Raw genomic sequence first — 24,980 nt, 5'->3', positions numbered from 1 at the left:
CAGGTGCGCATTGGTCACTTCCAAAACGGAAAGAGCGACAGCTGCTCGTAGCGCACTTGCTCGACTTTTTGCTCAGTCCGGTCGACAAACGCGGAGAACCCTACGCCGACGAGCCGAACGCCGGTTGAGACATCCACCTCGTCGAGCAATTCTTCCAACAGGTCGCGCCAGCCTTCCTGGGACTGCCGCTTCCGCTGTTTGCTGCGATTGGTGAAGTCGCTGTACTTGATTTTGATGGTCAGCGTTTGGGCGTCATGGTCAGGCAGCTGGTTGCGCAGATCCTCTTCCAGCTCGATCAGGAGATCCGCTGCCACCTGCAAAATCTGCTCCTTTTCAAACAAATCGAAGGACAGCGTCGTCTCCCGGCTGATCGATTTGATCGACCGGTCCATCACGATCTCCCGGTTGTCGACGCCGCGAACCCGGTCGTAGAGCGACTGCCCGTATTTGCCGAACAGCTTCACCACTTCATCAAGCGAAAGCTGCCAAAACTGCTCGACAGTGGTTATCCCCCGTTTTTCCAGCAGTTCCTGCGACTTTTTGCCGATTCCGTGGATTGCGCCGATCGGCAGTCCGCGCAGCACCTCTTTGGCCTCGTCCGGACGAATGATCACGAACGCATCCGGCTTTTTCAAATCGCTGGCGATTTTGGCCAGACTCATATTGTAGGACAGACCGATGCTGCAAGTAAGCCCGCACTCCGCCTGAATCCGGCGCTTGATTTCCTTGGCGATCGGGACGGCATCCGCATGATGGGTGACCTCCAAATACGCCTCGTCCAAGCCGACCGTCTGGTAGAGCGGCGAATACTCCTTGTAGACCGCCTGGATTTCTGCTGATTTTTCTTCATAGCGGGCGTATCGGACAGGCAAGTAAATCCCGTTCGGACACTTCTTTTTCGCCAGCGCGATCGGCATGGCGGAGCGAACCCCGAACTTGCGCGCCTCATAGCTGCATGTGGCCACGACTCCGCGGTTGTCCCTCCCCCCCACGATGACCGGCTTCCCGCGCAGCTGCGGATTGTCCAGCTGCTCCACGCTCGCAAAAAACGCATCGATATCCAAATGTAAAAACTTTTTCACGCGCGAAAAACACCACCCAAAAAACCAAACGTACATTCCCCTCCATTATCCCTTGTTTCGCTACCGGTTGCAAGGGACAGACGGAATGAACGGTGTGTGCTGCGATGTCCTCCTAGCAGAAAAAAGCCAGCAACCGCACAGGCGATCGCATGGCTTAGCGTTCATCAGTCTCGTTCCCGGTTGGTCATTTGCTGCCAGACGGACCCGCTTGCCGCCTCGCCGCGCTCAATCCGCTCGATCGCCATCCTGACTTGCAGGCTGACCTCGAATTCCGGATCATTCTCTGCGGCGCGAAGGCCTGCCAATGCGGTCTCATCGCCCTGTTCAAACAAAAAGCGGGCTGCGCGCCAACGCACGAGCTTGCTCGTATCCTGCAGCGCCTCCACCATGCTGGGAATTGCTTGCGGATCGCCCAAATCAGAGAGCGTATCGCCAGCGGTCCGGCGCACCGACACGGAAGGGTCCTTCAGCGCTGCCAACAACAGCGGCATCACCGCCTCCGTGCCAATCATGCCCAAGTAAACGACAGCCAGCCTGCGGATCGACGATTTCGGATCGCGCAGCGCTTTTGCCAAGATCGGCAGATGCTCTTCCTGCGGCTCCAATCGGTCCATCGCGGCATAGCGCTTGCGCCAATCAGGATCGTCGAGCACTTCCAGCGTGATCACCGGCTCTTGTACCGCCGGCTCGACTTGTTCCGCGGCTTCGTGTGCATCAGCAGCCGCTGCGCCCGCTTCCCGCAAAATTTCTTCCAGCAGCGCGCGCAACCGCTCGTCGTCATACGCCGCATCCACTTCCTGCGCTACTTCTTCGCCGATTTCCTTCAAGTCTCCATACCGGACGCCTTGCTCCACCCAGCTGCGCTCCTTGATCAAGTTGGGGGAGACTTTGCCTGCTTCCATCGCGATGTTGGCGAACCGCTCCGGCAAAGCGGCGCGGATTTGCTCGCCGCCGGCTTCCACCTTGACCTGCATAGGAATGGTGCGGAACATTTGCAGATAGACGATCGCTTCCCCGAATGTGGAGGCGTCCTGTACCGCAGCCTGCCCGCTTAGGAGCCCTTCCCCTTCGACATGCGCGGTGTTGAACACTTCCTTCACCGCGGCCAAAATTTCCTTCCAGCCTGCCTGTGGCAACCGGTCGAGTGCGATGAAATCCGCCGCACGGAACACGCTTTTCACACCCGGAATGTCCAACAGCTTTTGGATATAGGGCGCAGCCTGCTCTTTGTTTTGCTTGTTATATTCTTTCTGGATGCCGTTTGGCAGCGATTCATCTAGGTTGAGTTTCATTGAGTTGGGACTTGGGGTTGGCTCGATCGACAGCAGCTTCATCCTTGCATCCGCTCCTTTCACATGTGATTCCTATCCTTTCATCATACAAACTTCCGTGAAAAGAAGCAAAATGCGAGTGTGCTGCCAGTCAGTCTATTTGTTTTTGGCGTAGAGCCAGTTGTAGTAATTGGCGTGCTTCATCTCGTCGGTCATAATCTCAAAGAGGACCGGCTTGTAAATGTCGGGCAAAGCCAAATAGACGCCGCGATATTTTTCAAATGCTTTCAGTTCGCCCATCAGCGCCTGCTCAATGCCTTCCAGGTAACTGTTGGGCCGTTTGAATTCCTCTTGCTCGCCCAAACCGGGCGCCGGCTGCCGGCCGGTGAGCTGGGCATAAAGCTCACGCAGCATGCGGCGGTGCTTCCGCTCGTCATTGCGGATCGATTCGATCACCCGCTTCTCCTGCTCTGTCGGCGCAACGCTGATCAAATAATCGTAAAACAGCTCGTCGTTGCGTTCGTCAGCGATCGAACTCGAAATAACCGAAAGCACGGCTTGCATGCTTCCTGACGGCATTTGCCGATCCATTGCTGCGGGAACATACCCGTAATAGGGAGAATAAGCAGGCTGATACGCGCTGTAATAAACCACTGTGAACCCCTCCAAGAATCAATCTTCTGTTCTTGTCAGGATATTCGCCTGTGCGGCTGGCGGTTCCATTTTTTCAACACTGCCGCCGGTATTCCCCCGGACTGACGCGAAACCGCGCCTTGAACCCGCGCTGAAACGAGCTTACGCTGCCGAATCCCGCCTCAAAGGCGATGTCCGTAATCTCCCGGGCGGTTTGCCGCAACAGCTGCGCTGCGCGGTCGAGCCGTACTTGCATGACGAACCGGCCGGGCGTACAGCCGAAATGATCGCGAAACAGCTGGATCAAGTAAAACTTGTTCAGCGACGCCGCTTGGGCAATCTGATCGAGCCCGAGCGGCATGGCATAGCTGTCGTGGATAAATTGGACGGCCCGCTGCAAGGCAGGATGGTCGACAACAGGGAATGGCCGGTGCCAGCAGGCATCGTGCGAGCCGGTGTGCGTTTGCAAAAAAAGCTGTGCCAGCTGCCATTCCAGCTCCTCCAAGACAAACGCTTCCGGTTGGCTTTGCATCGAGCGGAGAATGGCATGCTCCCCCAGCTGGCGAAACCGGTCATTCTCCCCTTCGTGCCAATTCGGCAAGGCCAGCTGCGGTGGATGATGCCCGAACCTCTCTGCCCATACTTGTTGCAAAAATGCTTCGCGTAGCCCGACCAGCATGATGCGCACCGGCTCATCGTGAGCGATATGGCGATGCTCATCATCCGGCGCCACGACGAGCCGGTGGTCTGCGGAAAGCCGCCTGATCGTCTGGTTGCACTGCAACGAAACGTTCCCCGTCAAAGGGATACTCATTTGGTAATGCCCTTCATGCTTGTGCAGCGAATCCGCTTCATGCGGATGCAGCTGAAAAATCCGAAAGCCGCAGTTTCCCAATTCTAGCGAAAGATCCACCCGAACTCCCCTTTCTTTCCATGCGGCAAAAATTGCGCGAGAAACCCAATTTTTGCGTAGCGGAGCATATCACCTTCAAAGTAAGATCATGATGATTGAATCCATTTTTCGACTACTGGCAAAAAACATCCGGGCTGCCGATTGCATGGGCCTGCCGGGATTTTCGTAAAGGAGACGGATCGTATGCTGATAACCAAACAAGGATTATCCGAACAAGAATTGGCTGCCATCGCCGAGCTTGCTGACATTTGCAACAAAGCGGACGGCATCCAGTTGAAGCTCAACTGGGAAACATTGAAAAGCCGGCCGACAGATGTGACGAACGACTTCCTCTATTATGACGGCGACAAGCTTGTCGGTTTCGCCGCGCTGTATGTATTCCGCTCCACGGAAGCCGAACTCAGCGGAATGGTCCATCCCGATTATCGCCGCCAAGGCATTTTTACACAGCTCACCCGTGCCGCCCAGGACGAATGCCGCAGACGGAACATCCCCAAGCTAATCTACATCGTCTACCATCTCTCCGAGTCGGGCAAAGCGTTTGCAACGGCGACCGGAGCTGCATACGGCTTCTCCGAGTATTGGATGGCGCGGACAAAAGAGCTTCTGCCACCGGTAAACCCTGACCCGGCGAAAACGGTTTCCTTGCGTCTGGTTGAGGAACGCGACCGCGAAGCGATCGTCGCACTCAACGTGTCCGGCTTTGCCATGACCGAAGAGGATTCCCGCGAATACGTGTCCCAATCGCAGGCAAGCGAGCGCGACAAGACGTACATCTCACACTTGGGCGAAACCCCTGTCGGCAAAATCGGCGTGATGGAGGAAGCCGACAAAGCATTCATCTTTGGCTTTTGCGTCGCAAGCGAGATGCAGCGCAAGGGGCTCGGCCGGCAAATTTTGAGCAAAACGATCGAGCTGCTGAAAGAAAAAGGTTTTCAGCAAATCGAGCTGGAAGTAGCCGTCGAAAATGTGCAGGCGCTCGGCCTCTACGAATCGTGCGGCTTCGAAACGACCGGCGCGAACGATTATTACGAGCTAGCGCTCAGCTAAATACAGGCGTTGAATCTGTTTGGCAATCTCTTCGATATTATTGGAGACTTGCGGGATCGAATAGCCGACGAACAAAGGCGACGTGACGAAACGCGGCACGACCTTGACCATCCGTTTCCCGCCCAAATGATAGAAGAAGAGATTGTAGCTGGCGCAGCGCTGGTTGAAATGGTGCAAAATATAGTGCGTCAAAATCTGTACGTAGTCGGCCATCCGGTCGATCTGCGCCAGATCTTCCATAATAACGTTGAACTCGGTGAACCCGGCGCGGGGCTGGCTGGAAATATTGCAGCTGATGCCTTGCGCCGCATCGATTTCAACCCCCACGAAATGATCCAGCCGCGTATGCTCCTGATAATCCACATGCTGCAAGCCGATGATTTGCATATGTGGATGCTTGAGCGATCCGCCCGAATACGGCCCGTGATTTTTGTAAAACATGACCGAACGAAACTCCCCGCTCGCCTCCAAGTCCATCCACTTCTCCACCCCGAAGCGAAACAACTGATGCAAATGCTCTTTCGGATAGACCGACAGCTCGGAATCGCACTCATCCGTCTCGATGATCAGCGTCTGGTACGTATCCTGGAGCACCGGGTATTTGTTTTTGAGGAAAATGATCGGCCCCCGCTCCTCCAAAACACCTTCCAGACTTTCTCGATCGCAAAACGGACAGGTCGCCTCCCGATTGATGATGTTCTCCGGTTTTTGTCTCCCGATGTGCGATTCAAAATAGAGATGGGTATGCTTCACGATTATCACCTTACTATTCAAAAGTTTACATCTACTCGATCTCCAAGCTGGTCTGTTGAATTCTGTATCATCATGTTATCACAATTACAAAAAATTCGCCTTTTTGCAGCCAATCAGCAGAAATTTGTGAAAAATAGGCGTTTGCCCTTCCCTTCGGAGGAATTTCGCGTTAGAGTGGTGCATAAGGTATTTTTTTCGGTGTGGATAGGAAAATGGAGGGTTAGAGAGATGAAAGTAGCAAAATTTGGCGGCACTTCGATGGCGAGTGCGGCACAATTCCGAAAAGTGTATGACATCATCAAGGCGGATGGCGAGCGTAAAGTCATCGTCGTCTCCGCTCCTGGGAAACGATATAAGGAAGATACGAAAGTAACCGATCTTTTGATCGCGGTCGCTGACCAGTTTCTCGCCACCGGCAATGCGGATGAGGAGATGAACCGCGTCATCGCTCGCTATCAGGAGATCGCTGACGATCTGGAGCTTGGCCCTGCGATCATGGAGCGTATTTCCGGCGATTTGCGCGCATTGCTTGCGATGGATGCGACCGATTCCGCGCGGTTTCTCGATGCGGTGAAAGCGGCAGGCGAGGACAACAGCGCCAAGCTGTTCGCCGCCTTCTTGCAAAGCCAGGGCGAGGACGCCCATTATGTAAATCCGCGTGAGGCGGGCCTTTTGGTGAGCGACGAGCCTGCCAATGCACAGGTGCTGCCGGAAGCGTACGAACGGCTGAACGCATCTTTGCGCGGCCGCTCCGGCATTACGATTTTCCCCGGCTTCTTCGGCTTTTCGCCGGAGGGCGTGCTGGTCACGTTCTCGCGCGGCGGGTCCGACATCACCGGCTCGATTTTGGCGGCCGCAGTGAAAGCCGATCTGTATGAAAACTTCACCGACGTCGATTCCGTGTTTTCGGTCAATCCGAATCTGGTGAACAATCCGAAAGAGATCAAAGAGATCACGTACCGCGAAATGCGCGAGCTGTCCTATGCGGGCTTCTCCGTTTTCCATGAGGATGCGCTCTTGCCAGCTTACATGGGCCGCATTCCGGTTTGCATCAAAAATACGAACAACCCGAGCGCGCCGGGCACGATGGTCACCCTTGAGCGCCATACCGTCGCGGAGACCGTTGTCGGGATCGCGAGCGACGGCGGTTTCTGCAGCATTTACATGAGCAAGTATTTGATGAACCGCGAGATCGGCTTCGGCCGCCGCGTGCTGCAAATTCTCGAAGACGAGGGGCTCTCCTACGAGCATACGCCGTCCGGGATCGACAACATTTCCGTCATTCTGCGCGACAAAAACTTTGACGAGGAAAAAGAGCAGCGCATCACAGACCGGATCAAAAACGAGCTGCAGGTCGATGATTTCGCAATTGAGCGCGAACTGGCGCTGGTCATGATCGTCGGTGAAGGGATGCGCCGTTCCGTCGGGGTATCCGCTCGCGCAACTGCAGCGCTCGCCCGTGCCGATGTCAACATCGAGATGATCAACCAAGGCTCGTCCGAGGTGAGCATGATGTTCGGCGTCAAGGCGTACGATGCGGATCGCGCCGTCATCGCGCTGTACGAGGAGTTTTTTGGCGATAGCAAGTAACTGCAAGTGCGAAACGAAAACAGGCCGATGCTTCCCGCGATGGGGGCATCGGCTTTTTGGCGTTCACACGTATTCATGGGCCAAGATCAAGTAGACGCTGGACGTCCAGGTGAAGGCCGGATCGCGCAAGGCTCGCCCGCTTAGCGCATCGAAATTTTCGGCCATCCCGCTGGTTTGTGCCATACGGCAAAAGCGTCGGGCGATCTCACGGGCGAACGAATCCTCACCCGCTTTGCGCAGCCCGTCGACGATCAGCATGGTGGTTGGCGCCCAAATCGGCCCGCGCCAATATCCGTCGGGCACGTAGCGGGAACTCCCGATTCGCTCCGTGGCAAAGCCATGCTCCGTCAAAAATCCGTTGGCTCGTTTCAGCCCCGCAACCACTTTTTCCCGCACCGTCGCTGGCAGCCTGTCGCCCAAAACGATCGGCATCATCAAGAGCAGGCTGTCCGCTTCGATCGCCTGCCCGCTCGACGCCATGCGCGCAATGAATCGTTCCCCCGTCCAAAACCGCTGCAGCAAATCTTGCAAAAGCTGCTCGGAACGGTTATGCCACTCCCGCGCCTCAGCATGTTGACCCAGCCGCTCCGCCATCTGCGCGAGCGTCTCCATCTGCAGGCACAAGTAGGCCGCAAGATCGGGGCTTTCCACCGGGACGCCCTCGGCAAACACCGTGCTGTTGTCCCAGCCGCTGTCATTGCCGTGGTGGTAGCAATACAGCCCCTCTGCCGTCTGCTTGCGATGCACAAGCCACCATGACGTCCATTTGGCAAGCGGCTCATACAGCTCACGCAGCCGTTCCGGCGTAAAAAAGTTACTCCGCTCCATCATCCACTGAATCGCCCAGCCATGGATCGGCGGCTTGCAGCAGTTCCAGAGCGCAAACGAGTCGTTGAGAAAATCGGGCAACACTCCGCTTGCGTCCTGGCGGTCAAAGAACAGCATGAGCTGGTCAAAAGCGAGCTGCGGATTGCCCCGCGCCAATGCCATCGCATTGAAGCAATGGTCCCAGCTCCAAATATTGGTCATCCAGTTTTTGGACATGTACATCGCCGGACGCGTAAGCAACCCGCTCGGGCGAACCACGCAAGACCAGGTGATATAGGCTGCCAACTCCCGGCCCGCTGCGAATTCCTGCGGGACCGGCAGCACATGGTCCAGCCAGTCCTGGTAGGCCGACTCCTGCCTGGCGACGCACGCAGCAAACGTGTCCTGCCCCTCCTCTTCTTGACAAACAGTGATAAACTCCTCCAGCGCGCATTCGGCTGCACCCGTCTTTTCATCGGGCACAAGCGTGATCACGACGCGCGTTGACTTCACCCCATCCCAAGGCGCATCAAGCGCAAGCTCCCCTTCCCGCATGGCAAACCGCAATCGCACGGTTTGCGTGAAGCTGTTGACCAAAGCGCCCGCAGGCTCCGTCTGGCATGCGTAGTCGTACGCGCCCGTCTCCATCGCAAGCCGCACACGGACACCGTGCGAGCGCACCCGCAGCACGTCCGGAGCAGCGAAGCAAAACGTTGCGTTTCGCTCCCCTCCGGCATCAAGGATAAGCTGTGACGGGGTCATGCGGACCTCATACTGCACCGCTTCGCCGTCTTCCCCTACTAATTCGATATGAAACAGCTCGCCCCATTTCTCGTCTCCTCCGCGCACATTTCGGAGGTACAGCCCATCAGCCCGCCGCCCGGAACCGCTCGACCGCGAAAGAACAAAATACGAGCCAAAACAGCTGAACGGGATTTGCTCCAGATTCACATGCACTTTCGATCCCCCCTACTTCAACCCTGCTCCGGCCATATTCTCCACGATGTAGCGCTGGGCAAAAAAGAAAATCACCATCGGCGGCAGCGAAATCAGGCATGTGATCGCCATCAACGAGGTAGTGTCGACTACATCGCGCGTGCCCATGAGCTGGCCCAGGCCGAGCGGCAGCGTGTATTTGCTCATGTCATTCAAAAAGATCAGCGGCCCCAAATAATCGTTCCAGCAGCTCAGCATCTGAAAGACCGCGACGAGAATCAAAGCGGGTGCCGTAAGCGGCAGGATGATGCGCAAATAAATCTGGAACGAATTCGCGCCATCGATTCGCGCCGCCTCATCCAGCTCCCGTGGAATCGTCATGATGAACTGACGCAGCAAAAAGATAAAAAACGGAGCGCCGAACCATGCCGGCACAATCAACGGCTTCAAGGTGTTGATCCAGCCAAGCCAGTTGAACTCCATGTACAGCGGAATCATCGTCACTTCCCACGGGATCATCATGGTCGCGAGCAAAATCATGAACAAAACGTCACGCCCCTTGAACGTAAAGCGGGCAAATCCGTATGCCACAAGCGAGCAGGACACGAGCGTGCCAAGCGTCGCCAGCACCGTTACGATCGTGGAATTGACCAAATAAGTGGTAAACTCCGCTTTTCCCCACGCCTCGATGAAGTTGGACCAATGAAGCTGGCTCGGCACCCATTGCGGCGGGTAGGCGGTGACCTCCTCCGGCCCTTTCAGCGCGGTTGCCGCCATCCAGTAAAACGGGGCGAGAAAAAGCAGCGAGAACAGGATCAACAGCGTGTACGTGATCGCCTTTTTCACGTCGTCCCCTCCTTCTTCATCTCGCTCTCATAAAACACCCACAGCGCCGATGATTTGAACACCAGGAGAGTAAGGACGAGGATGATGAGGAACATAAACCAGGAATTCGCCGCCGAATACCCCATTTTGAAATACTTGAAGGCATTGTCATAGGCGTACATCGCGTAAAAGTAGGTCGACTGCAGCGGGCCGCCGCCCGTCAGCGTCATCGCGAGCACCAGCGTTTGAAACGCGCCGATAATCGTCGTGATCAGGTTGAACAAAATCGTCGGGCTGAGCAGCGGAATGGTGATGCGAAAAAACTGGGCAACCGCTCCTGCACCATCGATCGAAGCCGCTTCGTACAGATCGGTCGGAATGCCTTTAAGCCCCGCCAAAAAAATCAGCACCATCGATCCTTGCCCCCACAGGCTCGCGATCACCATGGCGACGAGCGCCCACTTCTCGCTGTTCAGCCAATCCGGCCCTTCGATGCCGATAAGCGACAGCAAATAATTGAGAATGCCGAACTCGCCATGATAGACCCACGACCAGATCATCGAGAGCGAGACGAGCGAAATGACGCTGGGCAAATAAAAGACCGAGCGAAAAAATCCGGTGAACCGTACTTTCTGGTTCAACAAAAGCGCAAGCAGCAAGGCCACGACGAGATTGAGCGGGACAAACAGCAGCGCGAACTTGAACGTAATCCACAGCGACTGCCAAAACAGCGGATCATCGGTGAACATGCCGATATAATTGTCCCAGCCGACAAAGCGTGCCTCACCAATAATCGGCCAGTCAAAAAAGCTGATGACAAGCGAAAATACCATCGGGCCAAACGTGAAGACGACAAAACCGAACAACCAGGGCAGGAGAAAAAGAAAGGGGGTCAAAGCCCCCCCACGCAGCTTCTTGGCAAGTTCCTTCATCGCGTGATCCCGCCTACTTCATGAATTTCTCGGAATCTTTCACCGCTTTGTTCAACAGCTCCTGCGCATTTTGCCCCAGCATGGCGGCATTGATTGCGGCGGACAGATTGCGGTTGATTTCATTCCAATGCGGATGGAGCAAAAACGCCGGCGTATCCGTGGATTGCTCCAGCATTTTGTAGAACGGAGCATAGAGCGGATCTTGGTCGAGCTTCTGCTCCTGCACCACGCTGATGCGCACCGGCAGATCGCCCGTCTTCATTTTGATCGCCTCTTTGGAGACCAAAAATTTGGTGAACTCCCATGCCAGCTCTTTGTGCTTCGAATCTTTGGCGATGGAGACAGCCGACTCCGCCACGACGCCTTTGACCGGCTTGCCGGCAAACGATGGCGTTTCGACAATGCCGAAATCGATGTTGGCTTTCTTAAACGATTCCAGCGACCAAATGCCGTTGTCCCACATCGCAAGCTTGCCCGCCTTGAACAAGTCGTTGCCGCTTTGCTGGTTTTTGGCGCCGACCAGCACCGCTGTTTTTTCCTTGACCATGTCCCCCATCGATTGCAGCACCTCGGCCGTTTCCTTGCTGTTCATGTAGCCGTCGATCGTTTTGCCGTCCGGACTGATGAAGCTCGAGCCGTTGCTCCAGATGAACTGCTGCAAATCATACGGATCGGGTTCGGAGCGGACGGCGAAGCCGAACTGCTTTTTCTCCGGCTTGGTCAGCTTTTTGGCGGCGGAGAGGAAATCGTCCCACGTCCAAGCGCTTGTCGGATAAGGAACACCCGCTTCGTCAAACAGCTTTTTGTTGTAGTACATCACGCGCGTGGAAAATCCGGAAGGCAGCCCATACAGATTGCCATTCATCCGGTTATAGACCAGAAGACCTTGATAAAAATCGTCGAGCGCCACATCCGGGTCCCCTTTGATCAAGTTGTCGAGCGGCTCCAGCGATTCGTAATACGTCGGGAAGTCCCACATGTACATGACATCGGGCGGATTTTTGGCGCCGAAGGAAGCCACCAGCTTCTGATCGAACCCATCTCCGTACGCCTCCACCTGCACCTTGACGCCGGGATGCTTTTTCTCGAATTCTTTGGCGATGGTTTGCTCGATCTTCAGCAGGTCATCCGCATCCCATGTCGCGAATCGGAGCGTGACGTTTTCGGCAGTGGGGGGAGTCGCCTGACCTGCTGACTGTCCCGCATTGCTTTGGCCTTGCGTCTGCTGCGAACTGGAACAGCCGGATAGAAATAGGGCAAATACGAGTCCACCTGTTAGGAAAGCGGATACACTTTTTTTCATCGCCTGACCCCCTCGTTTTTCTTCATTGTAACGAAAGGTCTCGTGATGCTAAACGCACGTGTGTTTTGAATTTTTCGTCAATTCGTTCGGTTTTGATCCGGGATGGCAATCATGTGCGCAAACGTGTCATTTTGTTTGATGCATGTCGTCATTTTGTTCGGCATGCTTGCGGCGGTACTCCCGCGGCGTGCATCCGGTCGCTTTTTTAAACCATTTGCTGAAATATTTGGCATCGGGCATCCCCACTTTCGCACAGATGTCGTGCACAGGCAATGTCGTTGCCGCCAGTAATTCGCATGCCAGTTTGGCGCGGCGCCGGTCGAGGAACACCCCGAAATTTTCGCCTACCGTCTTTTTGAACAAAGTGCAAAAATGGCTGCGCGACAATCCCACCCGTTCCGCTACCTCCACCGCTGTCACCGGCTCGGAGAGATTGCAAAGAACCCATGAAACAGCCTTGTCGATCGGATCATGCCTGGCTGTCGGATGAAGGTCAAACCGGGACATCAGCTCGGCCTTTTTGTGCAGTTTCCGAAACGATGCCGCTGCGTCGGTACTGGTTGCGAGCGGTCCCGACCATTCCCAGCGTGCAAAAGGATTGGCAAGCCGCCAGCTGAACAGCTCGGCTTCCACCGTCGGCTTTTTCGTCTCCGCCACCACGAAATACAAGCGTTCCTTGCCGCCAAAGATCAGTTCCGTCAGGGAGGAGGCAAGCTGCGGCAATCGCATGGTTTCAGCTGTTTGCGGGACAAAGCTCATACAGGCGTAAACACGTGCGCCACGTTCTTGCCAGATGCGGTCGAACATGGCACGGACCTCGGCTGGCGGATGCTCGCTTTGCCCTTCGAGCCATTTGAAAAAAGCTTCGTTCGGATCGGCCTCAGCGTGAGCCGCACGCACCATGTCTTTTTTCGCCGTCTCATCCAGCTCGCGGCGAAACTGCTGCAAGTATCCCTTCAGCTCCTCCTCGTCCCAAACCGTTTTCAACACGTACCCTGACACGCCGATCTGGATGCCTTGCTGTGCATAAGCGAAATCTTGATGGCAGCTGAGCAGCAGGATGCGCGTATGCGGCGCGTGCGCTTTGATCCGCTTGGCCAAGCTGAGCCCATCCAGCTCGGGCATCACGATATCGGTGATCACGATTGGGGGCATGTGCACAAGGAACGCTTCCCACCCCTTTTGGCCATTTGGCGCTTCCGCAACGATTTCCATGCCGTACTCTTCCCAAGGAACCAGGGCGCGCAGTCCTTTTCGCACGATCCGCTCATCATCGACGATCAACACCTTATCCAGCATGTGACAGCTCCTCCCGTTTGGGCCATTTCACCTGAACCGTCGTTCCCTCTCCGCGCACGGAACGCACGTCCAGGCCGTAGTCGGCGCCGAAATGCAGTTTGAACTTTTGATCGACATTTTGCATGCCGAGCCCGCCCTTGCCAGACCGAGCCTGCTGCGGTTTCAGCATGCTGCGCATCCGATCCTCCGGGATGCCTGCGCCGTCATCGATCAAGGTGAGACAGATGCAGTCGCCGCCATCCTTGATCTGCAGATGAATCGTCCCTTGTCCGTCCTCAAACGCATGGAAAAAAATATTTTCAAACAGCGGCTGCAGCGACATGCGCGGGATCAGACAGCGACCGACCCCTTCCTCCATGTCGAGCAGAAACCGGAAATTGTCGCCATAGCGGATTTCCTGCACCGCCAGGTAATGACGGAGCGTCTGCAACTCCCGCTCCAGCGTAACCAGCTCCTGCGTAAAGTCAAGGTTCCCTTCCAGCACCATGATGAGATGGTACAGCATATCGTTGATCTCGGTCGCGCCGGAAAGCCGGGCCTGCCATTGAATCGAGTTCAGTGTATTGAACAGCAGGTGGGGGTTGATTTGATAGTGGAAGGCGCGCAGCTCCGCTTCTTTTTTCAATTGCTCGGTGCGGCCGACCTCTTCGACAAGCCGCTGAAGCTGTGCCACCATCCGGTTGAAATGATCAGCCAGATTGCCGAGTTCATCCTGCGAATCGACTGCGGTCCGGGTCATCAGTTCGCCCGTGCCCACAAGCCGCATCGATTCTTTCAGCCGCTTGATGCGCCGCGTGATCGGACGGGAGAGCAAATACGCAAGCAGCAGGACGAGCAGCAGGCAGATGCCAACCGTCAGCACGGTGAGCGCGCCGATCACATTCGAGGAGCGGTAATACTGCTCATAAGGAACCCGCACTTCAATCGACCAGCCGCTCGTCTCAAGCTGCTGTGTCCAGACGATGTCATCTTCCGCTTGCATGCGATCGGTTGCCGACTTGTACATGGTCTGTCCGTGCCCGTCACGGATGACGATGGCCGCCTTCATGTCGCGCTCGAGCAGCTCAAACAGGTGAAACAGCTTTTGCGCATCCATCTCCAGTAAGATACGGCTCTGTTTCAGCACCCCGTAGCTGCTTTTGACGGGGACGACCAGCCCGAGCATTTTCCCTGTGCCTTGCGACTCATCTGCGCCCAAGCTATGCCGGGGTTCATAAAAGCCGATCCAGTATTCGCCATCCAGCTTCGCAGGGATGTTTTGCCACCATTGTTCCTTGCGCAGCTTTTCCACATCGAGACGGTTGCGCCCGTAATAATAACCGGACTGCGTGATCAGATAGATGCCCTGCATTTCAACGGTCCGGTGGGCATCCAGGTAGCGCTCAAAATTTTTCTGCGCCAAAAACCCGTTGTACGTGCGCGGAATTTCTTCGCGCAGCACGATCAGCGTCGGGTCAAGCAAGTATGTATTGATGTCGTGCGCGATGATCTGCATTTGACTGAGCGAACTGTCGATCTGAAATTGCAGCTGCGTCACAACATATTGGCCGTAATTGCCGAACTGCGTGTTGATGATGTCGGCGGATTGCCGGTATGACAGCGTGCCTAGCATAAGCAAGGGAATGATGGCGACGATCAGAAAAAAAAGAATCAGCTTGGCATGAATGCTTGTTTGGGGCAATGCGATCATTCGTTTGAAAAATCGGAAAATGGCACGCATGCACTTGTCCCCCCCCTACAGACATCGAAATCCCCACACAGATTGAGTGGGGATGCACAAAGGTTCGACGATTTGCCGGTATTTTCCTGCCTGCAATGTTACTTGCGGTACGTAAACAATTGCGCTGCAATCGCTGGCAAATCGACGCCATTGACGTCAGCGATCCGCTGCACATGCTCCGCCGGTATGGCCGAAAAGCCTGTGTAAGCGCCGCACAGTCCGCCGACCATCGCGCCGACCGTATCGCAATCTCCGCCCAGATTGGCAGCGAGCAGCACGCCTTTTGTCAAGTCGCCTTTTGCATAGTACGACAGCGCGATTGCCATCGGGACAGCTTCTGTCGTCGCCACCCCCGCACCGATCAGGTTGTACAGCTTGTCCATCAGCCGCTCTTCATCCTGCTCGCTTGCGATCAGCTCAAGCGCCCATTTGACCCGTTCTTTGGAGGAAGCGCCGAACGTATCGTTGCCGCGCTTCATGCCCTCATCGTACGCTGCGAATGCGGCGCCTAGAATCGAATCCCACTCCCGCGTCTCGATTGCAGCCGCGATCGCCGCCGCCAGCATCGCCGCTCCGGCGATCGCGATATTCGTGTTGTGCGTGCCAAGGCACACCTTCTCCACTTCGTCGACCAGGCGCACGATATTGTCCGGCCTGCAGATCAATCCGATCGGGGCAATCCGCATGGCAGCCCCGTTCGTATCCCCGCTGCCACCCGCCTGCTCGACTGGCACGCCGTTTTTGATCGCGAGCAGCGCCTTTTGCGAGCTTGGCCCAAGCGCATGGGTCGCAAATGCGTTCACCTCGTCGGCCCATTCCAGAATCGCATGGGCCACCGCCGTCGGATCGACCTCGCCTTCCCGCTGAATAATCGATTGGCAAATTTTCAGCGTCTGCGCTGTATCATCCGTAAACTGCCCGGCAGCAAAGCCTTTGACGACAAAGTGATCGTCGGGCCCGGGCAAAAATTCGGTGATTTTCCCGAATCGCGCCTTTACTTTCTGTCTCGACCACAGCTCGGATGGCATCCCCATCGCGTCTCCGATCGCCACGCCTACTAACGCCCCTTTTACACGATCCAGCGTCATCCGCCTCATCCCCTTACACGCTTTGTTGTTTTCGTACTACAAGCTGCCATAGCCGTTCCAGCGCAAATATACCAGCACCGCGAGACAGCATCCGAAAGCCACCATCGCCCAATAATCGATCCGCTTCATCTTCATTTCTTTCAGTGCCGTCCAATGCGCACTTGCCCCATAGCCGCGGTTCAGCATCGAAATCGCCAACTGCTCGGACATGCGGAGCGAGTCGACGATCAGCGGCACCATCACCGGCAAGTAATTGTAAATTTGCGCAAAGATGTTGTTTTGCGAAAATTTGGCCCCGCGTGCGCGCTGTGCCGCAAACACCTGATCCACCTTTTTTTGCATCGTCGGAATGAACCGGATGCTGGTGACGATGACAAAGGTGAGCGGCTGTGGAAACTTAAGCTTGCGCATCAGCTGGATGAACTGGTCCAGCGGGGTGGTGAACGTCAGCACCGATGTGATCAGCACCATGGAATAGATTCGCAGCATCAAGGTGATGCCAAACATCATGCCGCCCATGACGAACGGCAGCTTTTGCCCGAACCAGCCGTAAAACAGCACCTTGTTGGCCCATTGGTTTTCAAAGCTGCCCGCCGGATACGTAAACCCCGACATGATCACGATGATGACCATAATCGGCAAAATCGGCTTCAGCAGCTTGAGGACCCGCTCGACCGGAATCCGGATATAACGCATCAAAAAGGTGGCGAAACAGGCAAACAGCAAATTATAAAGCGGATCGACGAAAAAGAAGAGAAAAACCGTCAAGATGCAAAACGCTACGACTTTTGGCCGTACATCCAAACGATGGATCAGCGTGCTCCCTGGAAAATACTCAAGCATCTCTTCCCATTCCCTTCACGATCGCTTGCACCAGAGCCCGCTCGCCGCCCGGCTGCGCAACGATGCCGCTCATCGCGGCAAGCTCGCTTTCCAGCTGCACAAGCTGTGTCGGCTTGATGTTGGCTGCCTTCAAGATGGCAGGGTCCTCGAAAGCCTGCCACGGCTTGCAATCTTTCAAAATTCGCCCTTGTCCCATGATCAGGACGCGTTTGGCATGCTCGGTCACGATCTGCATGTTGTGGGTAATCAACATGATGGTATGCCCGCGCTCATGCAGCTTGCCGATCAGCTCCAGCATACTCTGCGTGCCGCGCCAGTCCTGACCGGTCGTCGGTTCGTCGATGATCAGTATCTGCGGTTCCAATGCCAGGATGGTCGCGACAGCAAGCCGCTGGCGCAGCCCTTTTCCCAAGGAGAACGGGTGCCGTTCGCTGTATGCGTCCAAGCCGACGAACGCCAATACTTCCATCGCCTTTTCCTTTTGCTCGCTTTCCGAAAACCCTTGGAGCCGCAGGCCGTACATCACTTCTTCGAGCACGGACGCCGAAAAAATCTGATGGTCCGGGTTTTGAAAGACATACCCGATGTGGCGGGCCAAATCGGCAGTATCCTTGTCCGCGATGCTTTCCCCCTGAAACAGGATGCTGCCGCCGGTTGGCGTGAGCAATCGGTTGAAATGTTTGCAGAGCGTTGATTTGCCTGCCCCGTTTTGCCCGATGATCGCGATATAATCACCGGCATACACATCCAGGTCGATGCCTTTCAAAGCCTGATGGCCATTCGTATATGTATGAGTCAGATTTTTGACGGAGAGAACCGGAGCTGCATCACGGCGCTCGCCTGCACGAGCCTCAGCGAACTGCGCTGCCGCCAAAAATGGCGCCTGTCCCTCCCTGTCGACCACTCGCACGTTCGCAAGCAAACGTGCTGCCATCTCCTGTACCGTACGCGGACAAGCGTCCCCGAGGCCGATGCCCTGCTTTTGCAATTCCCAGAACAGTGTGGCGATACCCGGAGGCCGCAGTTGAAAACGGCGGACGCTCTCCTCGTCAGCGAACAGCATCTGCGGCTCGCCGCGCCAGACGATTTTTCCTTCCTGGAGCACGACTACCGCATCGGCATGCGCCAGCACCCGTTCGGATTCATGCTCGGCCAAAAGTATCGTCATGCCATGCTCACGCTTCAGGCTGTCGACGATTGCAAAAATGGCGTCTTTCCCTTCGGGATCAAGCTCGGATGTCGGCTCATCCAAAGCCAGAATCGAAGGTCCGATGGCAAGCACCCCTGCCACCGCCAAGCGCTGCTTTTCGCCTCCGGACAAAAACTCTGTCGATCGCTCGTGAAAATGCGCCAATCCTACCCGCTCAAGTGCGGTATCCACACGCCTGCGAATCTCGTCGAGCGGTACGCCCAGGTTGCTCGGGCCAAAGGCAGCGTCTTCCCAAACCGTCAGGCCAAAAATTTGCGTATCAGGGTCCTGCAGGACGAGCCCAATCTCCTGGATCAAATTTTGCACCGGAACTTGTTGCGTCGAGTAGCCGGCAACCGTGACCTCTCCGTGGAATTCCCCCTCCAAAAATTGGGGGATCAACCCGTTGAGCGTCATCAAGAGCGAGGTTTTCCCTGCACCGGTCTCCCCCATCACGGCGATGAATGAGCCGCGGCGAATCTCCAATTGAATCTGATTCAGACTTGGCGCCTGCGCCTTATCATACGTATAGGTCAACTGCTCCACCTTGACTGCTGGCTGATCCTGCATTGCGTCTCCCCCTTTTGGCCGAAAGCAGCATGTCTTCACTTCAAGTGCGAGATTGAAGCGTTCCGATCACCTCAAGCGGCGCCTGGATCTGTGCGGCGAGCGCGGATAGCGATTCCGGCTTGGCCGCAAACAGGACACAGGTGGAAGGTCCCCCTGACTGATCCAGCGCTACGCGCGCGCTTTCGGTTTCGGCGAAGGAAAGTCCTGCATAACGCGCAAGCTGGTTCGCCTCGTACCGCAAACCTTTCGATCCGACCGGCAGCATATCGCCGATGGCGGGCTGGTTTCGCAGCTTGATCAAATCTTCAATCGTGAGAATGTCGGGATCATCCAAGCAGACTTCATGCTGCGGCGCGCTTTTCGGAATGCCCGCGCAGACGACGACGTCTCCCGCTTGCGCTCTGCCCGGATAAAAAGATGCCTTGTCGACCAAGCCTAGCACCGTGATGCCGATGCCGGTCTGCCGAGTCGGCACGTTATCTTCCGTGCTACCGGTGAACTGATTGTCTGCGTGCAGTCCTGCCCGCGCCGCGTACGCCTTGATCGCGCGAATCAGCTTTTCTCCGGTTCCATCCATTTCGACACAGAGGCAGTCGACCACAAGCATCGGCACAGCCCCGCTCGCGATAAGCTCAAACAAAGGAACGCGCACGGCAAACGCACCGAGCACTTCCTCCGACACCTGCACAACATCCAGCTCCTTCGTGCCGATCCCGCCGTCCGAGTCGCAGGCGACGACCATGTACTGCGTTTCATTAATATCAATAACCGTCAAATCGCGCACCTTTTGCAAATGGGCGAGCGGCTTTGCTATGTATGGAATACTCATGCAACCACCTTCTTCTCAAAAGCTACGGGGTGACCTTTTGCGTGCTCCTGCTGTCAGACCATGTTGCTTTTTTTGACAATCTTGTAAGCGATGGCCGAGATGATAATGTTGATGGCTGAACCTACGGTAAGCGGCAGAAGTAAGCTGAGAAAAAGTCCGACTCCCCCGATTGGAATAAAGAGGGCGGGAGCGATCACCCCGTTGCAAATCACCGCGGCGATGACGCCGACCCACAGGTTGACTTTGCGGGCAACCAGCCAGAACAGGACGGCCCAAACCGCCTGCTGCAAGGCGACAAACAAATGAAGAGGCAGGCCCATGGGAAATCCGGTGGTAGCAGCCGTAAACAGATGGCCGACGCCTCCGACAATCGCCCCGTCGATCGGCCCGAAGGCGACCGCCGCGAAAAAGCCGGGCGCAGAATCGAGCGCGACTGTCCCTGTAGGCGACGGAATTTTGATGAAACCTCCTACCGCGCTAAGCGCAATCACGATCGCAAGACGCGCGACCCTGCGCGGTGTCCAAAAACCTTTTTTGACCGACGGCATCTTTTGGTTCACATTCATTTGTGCCATCATTCAATCCCCTTTCCATCTATTTGATTGACAAACATGAATTTGTCACCCCGTATCATGGTTTCCACATACTCGACCGGACGGTTCACCTTATCGGCATACATCGTCCGGCACAGCAAAAAGCACGGCTCTCCGACAGGAATTTGCAAAAGCTCGGCGCTCATCTCGTCTGCCGTGATCACCTGAATCGTCTCTTTGCCTGCCTTCATCACCAAGCCGGCGGATTGCGCCAAATGGTGGTACAGCGAGCTTACGTTCAAATCGGCGGACAAAATCGGATAGCACAGGTTAAACGGCAGATACGAAACCTGGTGCGAAATCGGGTATTCGTTGACATAGCGGATCCGTTCGATCCGAATTACGCTCGTTTCCCCTTCTTCGATCTCCAGCTTTTTGGCAATCTGCTCGCTCGGACGCGTCACGAGCTGCCCAAGCATTTTGCTGTGCGTCCGCTTTCCACTCAGCGCGATCTCGTCGGAAAAGCTTCCAGCCCCATGCATCCGGCCGGCGAGCTTCTGGTCCTTCACAAACGTCCCGTCGCCAAGGCGCTTTTCCAGCAAGCCTTCTCTCACCAGCTCGTCCACCGCTTGTCTCACCGTCATTCTACTGACCCCAAACCATTCCGCCAAGTCCCGTTCAGGCGGGATCGTCTGCTGCTCAACGACGATGCCTTTTTCGATCAGGCCGCGGATTGCCTCACGAATTTGCAAGTATTTCGGGATTTTCGATGCAGGATTAAAATGCTTCAGCAAAAATGGCTTCGTGCTCAATAGGAGCATCCTCCAGACATATAGAAGTCTAGACCAATTATACAATACGGTTTTTTACACGAGTGGAATATTTTGCAAAAATACGACTGTTTTTTTCGCCATATTTCGACTTTTGCTTACAACGAATAAAGCTTTATCATACAGGAGAACCTTTGGCAGCGCCAATGCAAAAAGACCGATCACCCCGCTTCCTGGCAATCGGTCTTGCTTTCTACGCGAATCTGCTGTGTGCTTTTGTTTACGATGATTTCAATGCGGTTCGGCGCTGGCCGACATTGATGCCCAACACCTCTTCCATCGTATAAAGCCCTGCTGTCTTGTTGGACAGCCATTTGGCGGCATAGAGCGCGCCTTGGCCAAAAGCATTGCGGCTGATCGATTCGTGCACGAGCCGAATCGTCTGGTTTTCCAGGCCAAAAATGATTTCGTGCTTGCCGACGATCCCGCCTACGCGCACGGAATGAATATGCTCACGCTCGTTTAGGCCCAGCTGGTCGGCGATTCGCACCGCCGTCCCGGATCTGTCTTTTTTGGCGGCAAAATGCTCTTCCACAATCTCAATATCGGCATGCGGGATAATCGTCTTCAAAAACTTGGACGCTTCCAGAAGAAAATTGATCCCGATCGTAATGTTGGGCGAATACAGGATGGCCGTCGAACGGCTGGCATGCTTCAACACGTCCAACTGATAGGGGGAATAGTTGGAAATGGCGGAAACGATCCTGACCTTTGCGTGTGCAGCGCTTGCATAGCAGTGGACCGAGTCCGCTGACGAAAAGTCAACCATGACATCCACCGGATGTTTTTTGAAAAAAGTCGCAAGGTCTACTTCCTGGACGGAATGGATGAGCCCTTGAAGAGGGCCGTGACCGAGCACCTCACTTGCATAGTTTCCGGAATGTTCTGTCGACGATTTCAACACCCATTCCAATCTGCTACCCGAATCCTTCAACAGCTCTTCTGCAACCGCTTTGCCCGTTTTTCCAAAGCCCATGAGTCCGATTCTCATATGCAAACTGCACCTCCTGATCAGATTTTTCAACGCTTCCCGACGACTTGTACCCAAATCATGGGAACTAACTTACAACCCATTATAGCATAACAAGTTGTTTGTAAAAACATGTCTTGCGCACAAATTTTGAAAACGTTGCACGCCGGTGCGCATTCAAGCCTTTTTCCAAAATAAAAATCCGCGCAATGATCATGCATGCGCGGATTGTGTTTGTTGTAGCTGGAATCTGTCAGCTGTTCGCTGCCCCCGAATTGTCCAGTTGGCTGAAATACTGGATGGTTCTCTCCTCGACCTGTTCATCTCCGACCAGGATCAAACCGTCCTGCACGCGCAGGATCACGTGCGAGCCTGGGGAAATCGTCAGTTCGGAGCCGCGGCGCAGCGCGATCAGCGTCGCTTGTGTATGCTGCCACAGCTTGATGTCTGCAATGCTTTTGCCGATGACATGCGCCCCCGGCGGAATGGTCACCTCGACCGGATGGAACGGCGCCAGGTTGCGCAGCCGGTCGGAAAAGTGGATCAGGCTGGATACGACCTCCTCCAGCTTCCGGTCCAGCTCGCGCTTTTCCTGCAGCAACAGCTCCAGCTCCTCCCGGTACGATGACACGGATTTCATATACTGATATTTGTTCAAATACTCGCTCGCAAGCTTTTGCGATGTAACCGAAACTTCTTTTCCTTGCGACACCTCAACGATTTGTTCCGCCTTCAGCAAGCCGATCGCTTTGCGGATGGTTTCCGGCGAAACGTGATAATGGCTGGCCAGCAAGGTACGGCCTGATATTTTTGCGCCCTCGGCGATCTCTCCGCTTGCGATGCGTTGAGCCATATCCAAGGCGATCGATTGATATATGGGAATCTCCGACATGCTTTCTTCTCCCGGCCTTTCTGCAGTCTCTGTTTTACGATGGTTTCCTCCATTCTACTGCATGCATCCGTTCGGAAGCCAGCTTCTTTTGAAAAGGAAACCGCGAAAGCCGACCGCATTGGGCGCCACCCTCACCCATTATGGAAAAATACCCAGCCGGTCCATGGCTGGGTATGTTCACGTGTGGATGCAGGCTGGGTAAAAAAACGACATCCCCGCACCAAAATAGGCACGCGTGCCGCAGCACGGCTCGCATTGCTGCTACGAATTCGGCGATGTGGACTCAAGTCCGTGGGAATCCGCGCTCTTTTCCGCAGGTTCCGGCGGCAGCGACAAAATGAGCATGCGCGATAAGAGCTGGTTTCGCTGGTTATCCAGCTCAATCTTGCGCTTCATGAAACGCAGTACGCTTATGATGAAATAGATCGCCAGCACATAGCCTGCAAGCGTAACCAATAATGGTACAAACATGAACAATCCCGCTGGTAAACTCGTCATTTCAAACAACCTTTCTCCTTCTTTTCATACCCCATTTTGCAACTTTATCATTTTTCTGGAAAATTGTCATTTTTTTCATATTCTGTCACAGAACACGATGAACACAAAACCGGTTGTACGCAAAGAAGGAAAAGGGAGGCTGGTCAAGCCTTGCTGCGCCTGCTTTTTTTGACCATCAGAGAAATAAGACGGGCATCGCGCGGAAACGTTGCACTGGAATTAATGGGTAGCGCTCATAAATTTTCCAACAATTGATCGTTTACGGTCAATTCAAGAGTGTGGTACCTTCATACCTAGCCAAAACTTCCCACACCGGAAGTGCGGGGGACGCTTTAACTCGCTGGAATCTGAACAGCGATTGGGGTGAATCGCGTACGCGTAGGGTTGACTCCTCAACCCGAATCCGACAACTAACCTCGCAGGCAGTCGAAAGGAGCGAATTTGTTTTGAAAAAATTGCTTTCCCTACGTTCACTCGTGTCGGTCACGATGAGTCTTTTTCTGATGGGCATGTCGGCACAGGCATTTGCCGCGACTTATCAGGTCAAAGAGAACGACACGTTTGAAAGCATCGCCAAGCAGCATGACATTCCGCTGCAATCGGTGCTCGAGGCAAACAAGGGCGTTGACCCGCTGAACCTGCAAGTGGGACAAGACGTCCAACTGCCGATCCAACCTGCCGTCAAAGCCGCTTCCGTCCCTGCTCCCGCAATGGAAAAGGTCGTGAAAGCCGCAAACGGCAAGGAGCATGCCTTCACTCGGCAATTGAGTGTCGTTGCCACTGCCTATACCGCTTCACCTTCTGAAAACGGCAAGTGGGCCGGGCTTGATTACCTCGGCAATCCGCTCAAGGTTGGCACCATTGCAGTCGATCCGTCCGTGATCCCGCTTGGATCTACCGTGTACGTGAAAGGCTACAAATATGGTTCTTTGCCTGCAACCGGCATGATCTGCCGTGCGACTGACATCGGCGGAGCCATCAAAGGGAACCGCGTAGACATTTTCGTACCTGGTACGGATGCCAGCAACTTCGGAATGCAAAATGTTCAACTCTATGTCCTGAAATAATGCAGGAACGAAATCCGCCCCTATGAAGGAGCGGATTTTTTTCGTACAACCGCGGCTCCGCAAAAACGTTTGGCGGAGCCGGGTTTTCTACTCCCAATAGGCGGACATCAGATCGACCGACCAGGCTGGCTGTTTGACCTCGCTCCTCGGCAAAAACTCCTTCATCACCGGCTTGATGTCGATGACGGGCGTCCCATCGATCGCGTCCAGCCCTGTCACTGTCAGGCTCCGTCCGTTGCGTCCGACAAGCTTGGCCACCGTAATTCCCAACTTGTTCGGCCGGTTTTTTCCCCGCTGTGCAAAGATCCCGACTTTGGGATAAGCCGGATTGTTCCGCGGATGGCGCGCCTCGTATTGAATCTTTTCATCCTCTACCTGATCGAAATAGAAAAGCACCTCGATGTGTGAGAATTCCTCAATGCCTGCAAGCGACGATTCCTGCAAATGGTCGGCGAGCGTGATTTCCGATTGCACGGCACCCCAGTGGTCATCCTCTACGGCTGTACGGGTGTTGCGGACATACGCGACCGGTTTGATTTCGATCATGAGACTTCCTC

General features: G+C 55.1%; 24 protein-coding genes and 1 riboswitch. Of the genes, 3 read left to right on the top strand and 21 right to left on the bottom strand.

The genetic code is table 11. The features are described from left to right. Nucleotides 1-14: 14 nt before the first annotated feature. The 4 genes from ACTID9_RS10670 to ACTID9_RS10655 all read right to left on the bottom strand — a co-directional run bounded on the left by ACTID9_RS10670 (nucleotide 15) and on the right by ACTID9_RS10655 (nucleotide 3,899). Complete coding sequence (locus ACTID9_RS10670) at nucleotides 15-1,082, bottom strand: DNA polymerase IV (RefSeq protein WP_441071233.1); 1,068 nt, start codon at nucleotides 1,080-1,082, stop codon at nucleotides 15-17. Nucleotides 1,083-1,246: 164 nt separating this feature from the next. Beyond that, on the bottom strand, nucleotides 1,247-2,416 hold the full coding sequence (locus ACTID9_RS10665; RefSeq protein WP_441071232.1) for a conserved virulence factor C family protein: 1,170 nt from the start codon (nucleotides 2,414-2,416) through the stop codon (nucleotides 1,247-1,249). A 93-nt stretch (nucleotides 2,417-2,509) separates the two neighbouring features. After that, complete coding sequence (locus tag ACTID9_RS10660; RefSeq protein WP_441071231.1) at nucleotides 2,510-3,007, bottom strand: ferritin-like domain-containing protein; 498 nt, start codon at nucleotides 3,005-3,007, stop codon at nucleotides 2,510-2,512. 73 nt (nucleotides 3,008-3,080) lie between these two features. Next, nucleotides 3,081-3,899, bottom strand: coding sequence for a helix-turn-helix domain-containing protein (locus ACTID9_RS10655; protein ID WP_441071230.1), 819 nt, complete (start codon nucleotides 3,897-3,899; stop codon nucleotides 3,081-3,083). A 183-nt stretch (nucleotides 3,900-4,082) separates the two neighbouring features. Between ACTID9_RS10655 and ACTID9_RS10650 the strand changes: the two genes are divergently transcribed. After that, nucleotides 4,083-4,949 carry a GNAT family N-acetyltransferase gene (locus tag ACTID9_RS10650; protein ID WP_441071229.1) on the top strand — a complete coding sequence of 289 codons (867 nt, stop codon included), beginning with the start codon at nucleotides 4,083-4,085 and terminating at the stop codon, nucleotides 4,947-4,949. Here the strand turns inward: ACTID9_RS10650 and ACTID9_RS10645 are convergent. Further along, nucleotides 4,935-5,702: a DUF4931 domain-containing protein gene (locus tag ACTID9_RS10645; RefSeq protein WP_441071228.1), complete on the bottom strand. Its 768-nt coding sequence runs from the start codon at nucleotides 5,700-5,702 to the stop codon at nucleotides 4,935-4,937. The two genes, ACTID9_RS10650 and ACTID9_RS10645, sit on opposite strands and share 15 nt — an antisense overlap. A gap of 228 nt (nucleotides 5,703-5,930) precedes the next feature. Between ACTID9_RS10645 and ACTID9_RS10640 the strand changes: the two genes are divergently transcribed. After that, on the top strand, nucleotides 5,931-7,292 hold the full coding sequence (locus ACTID9_RS10640) for an aspartate kinase (protein ID WP_441071227.1): 1,362 nt from the start codon (nucleotides 5,931-5,933) through the stop codon (nucleotides 7,290-7,292). Nucleotides 7,293-7,355: 63 nt separating this feature from the next. Here the strand turns inward: ACTID9_RS10640 and ACTID9_RS10635 are convergent, their stop codons facing one another. From ACTID9_RS10635 to ACTID9_RS10565, 15 genes are all read right to left on the bottom strand, one after another. Beyond that, nucleotides 7,356-9,056, bottom strand: a complete 1,701-nt coding sequence (locus tag ACTID9_RS10635; protein ID WP_441071226.1) for an amylo-alpha-1,6-glucosidase — start codon at nucleotides 9,054-9,056, stop codon at nucleotides 7,356-7,358. Nucleotides 9,057-9,068: 12 nt separating this feature from the next. Further along, nucleotides 9,069-9,881: a carbohydrate ABC transporter permease gene (locus ACTID9_RS10630; RefSeq protein ID WP_441071225.1), complete on the bottom strand. Its 813-nt coding sequence runs from the start codon at nucleotides 9,879-9,881 to the stop codon at nucleotides 9,069-9,071. Beyond that, the gene (locus tag ACTID9_RS10625) at nucleotides 9,878-10,792 is read right to left on the bottom strand and encodes a carbohydrate ABC transporter permease (protein WP_441071224.1); all 915 of its coding nucleotides are present in this window, start codon (nucleotides 10,790-10,792) and stop codon (nucleotides 9,878-9,880) included. The genes ACTID9_RS10630 and ACTID9_RS10625 overlap by 4 nt, the downstream gene beginning before the upstream one ends. A 13-nt stretch (nucleotides 10,793-10,805) precedes the next feature. Then, entirely contained in the window at nucleotides 10,806-12,095 is a 1,290-nt protein-coding gene (locus tag ACTID9_RS10620; protein ID WP_441071223.1) for an ABC transporter substrate-binding protein, read from the bottom strand. A 126-nt stretch (nucleotides 12,096-12,221) separates the two neighbouring features. Continuing rightward, nucleotides 12,222-13,394, bottom strand: a complete 1,173-nt coding sequence (locus ACTID9_RS10615; protein WP_441071222.1) for a response regulator — start codon at nucleotides 13,392-13,394, stop codon at nucleotides 12,222-12,224. Then, nucleotides 13,384-15,114, bottom strand: a complete 1,731-nt coding sequence (locus ACTID9_RS10610; protein WP_441071221.1) for a sensor histidine kinase — start codon at nucleotides 15,112-15,114, stop codon at nucleotides 13,384-13,386. The genes ACTID9_RS10615 and ACTID9_RS10610 overlap by 11 nt, the downstream gene beginning before the upstream one ends. 98 nt (nucleotides 15,115-15,212) lie before the next feature. Then, complete coding sequence (locus tag ACTID9_RS10605) at nucleotides 15,213-16,202, bottom strand: ADP-ribosylglycohydrolase family protein (RefSeq protein WP_441071220.1); 990 nt, start codon at nucleotides 16,200-16,202, stop codon at nucleotides 15,213-15,215. A gap of 36 nt (nucleotides 16,203-16,238) precedes the next feature. Next, complete coding sequence (locus ACTID9_RS10600; protein ID WP_441071219.1) at nucleotides 16,239-17,045, bottom strand: energy-coupling factor transporter transmembrane component T family protein; 807 nt, start codon at nucleotides 17,043-17,045, stop codon at nucleotides 16,239-16,241. Next, a complete protein-coding gene (locus tag ACTID9_RS10595) occupies nucleotides 17,038-18,804 on the bottom strand; it encodes an ABC transporter ATP-binding protein (protein WP_441071218.1) in 1,767 nt (588 codons plus the stop codon). Before ACTID9_RS10595 ends, ACTID9_RS10600 begins: the two co-directional genes overlap by 8 nt. Before the next feature lie 40 nt (nucleotides 18,805-18,844). Then, entirely contained in the window at nucleotides 18,845-19,633 is a 789-nt protein-coding gene (locus ACTID9_RS10590) for an AIR synthase related protein (RefSeq protein ID WP_441071217.1), read from the bottom strand. Nucleotides 19,634-19,686: 53 nt separating this feature from the next. After that, complete coding sequence (locus ACTID9_RS10585) at nucleotides 19,687-20,211, bottom strand: ECF transporter S component (RefSeq protein ID WP_441071216.1); 525 nt, start codon at nucleotides 20,209-20,211, stop codon at nucleotides 19,687-19,689. Then, nucleotides 20,208-20,978 (bottom strand): GntR family transcriptional regulator, encoded by a 771-nt coding sequence (locus ACTID9_RS10580; protein ID WP_441071215.1) that lies wholly within the window; start codon nucleotides 20,976-20,978, stop codon nucleotides 20,208-20,210. Before ACTID9_RS10580 ends, ACTID9_RS10585 begins: the two co-directional genes overlap by 4 nt. A gap of 238 nt (nucleotides 20,979-21,216) precedes the next feature. Then, nucleotides 21,217-21,987: a 4-hydroxy-tetrahydrodipicolinate reductase gene (locus ACTID9_RS10575; protein WP_441071214.1), complete on the bottom strand. Its 771-nt coding sequence runs from the start codon at nucleotides 21,985-21,987 to the stop codon at nucleotides 21,217-21,219. A gap of 232 nt (nucleotides 21,988-22,219) precedes the next feature. Continuing rightward, on the bottom strand, nucleotides 22,220-22,858 hold the full coding sequence (locus tag ACTID9_RS10570) for a TrkA C-terminal domain-containing protein (RefSeq protein ID WP_441071213.1): 639 nt from the start codon (nucleotides 22,856-22,858) through the stop codon (nucleotides 22,220-22,222). 261 nt (nucleotides 22,859-23,119) lie between these two features. After that, nucleotides 23,120-23,329, bottom strand: a complete 210-nt coding sequence (locus tag ACTID9_RS10565; RefSeq protein ID WP_441071212.1) for a hypothetical protein — start codon at nucleotides 23,327-23,329, stop codon at nucleotides 23,120-23,122. A 312-nt stretch (nucleotides 23,330-23,641) separates the two neighbouring features. Beyond that, nucleotides 23,642-23,796, top strand: a riboswitch (cyclic di-AMP (ydaO/yuaA leader). A gap of 6 nt (nucleotides 23,797-23,802) precedes the next feature. On the opposite strand from ACTID9_RS10565, the gene ACTID9_RS10560 reads away from it, so the two are divergent. Then, nucleotides 23,803-24,423, top strand: coding sequence for a 3D domain-containing protein (locus tag ACTID9_RS10560; protein WP_441071211.1), 621 nt, complete (start codon nucleotides 23,803-23,805; stop codon nucleotides 24,421-24,423). 87 nt (nucleotides 24,424-24,510) lie between these two features. On the opposite strand, the gene ACTID9_RS10555 is transcribed toward ACTID9_RS10560, so the two are convergent. Continuing rightward, nucleotides 24,511-24,969 carry an SAM-dependent methyltransferase gene (locus tag ACTID9_RS10555; RefSeq protein ID WP_441071210.1) on the bottom strand — a complete coding sequence of 153 codons (459 nt, stop codon included), beginning with the start codon at nucleotides 24,967-24,969 and terminating at the stop codon, nucleotides 24,511-24,513. Between the last annotated feature and the right edge of the window lie 11 nt (nucleotides 24,970-24,980).

The sequence above is a fragment of the Brevibacillus fluminis genome, from assembly GCF_052072235.1.
Taxonomy (GTDB): domain Bacteria; phylum Bacillota; class Bacilli; order Brevibacillales; family Brevibacillaceae; genus Brevibacillus_D; species Brevibacillus_D fluminis_A.
Note: the sequence above shows the minus strand (reverse complement) of the source record. Positions and strands in the feature narration are given on the sequence as shown.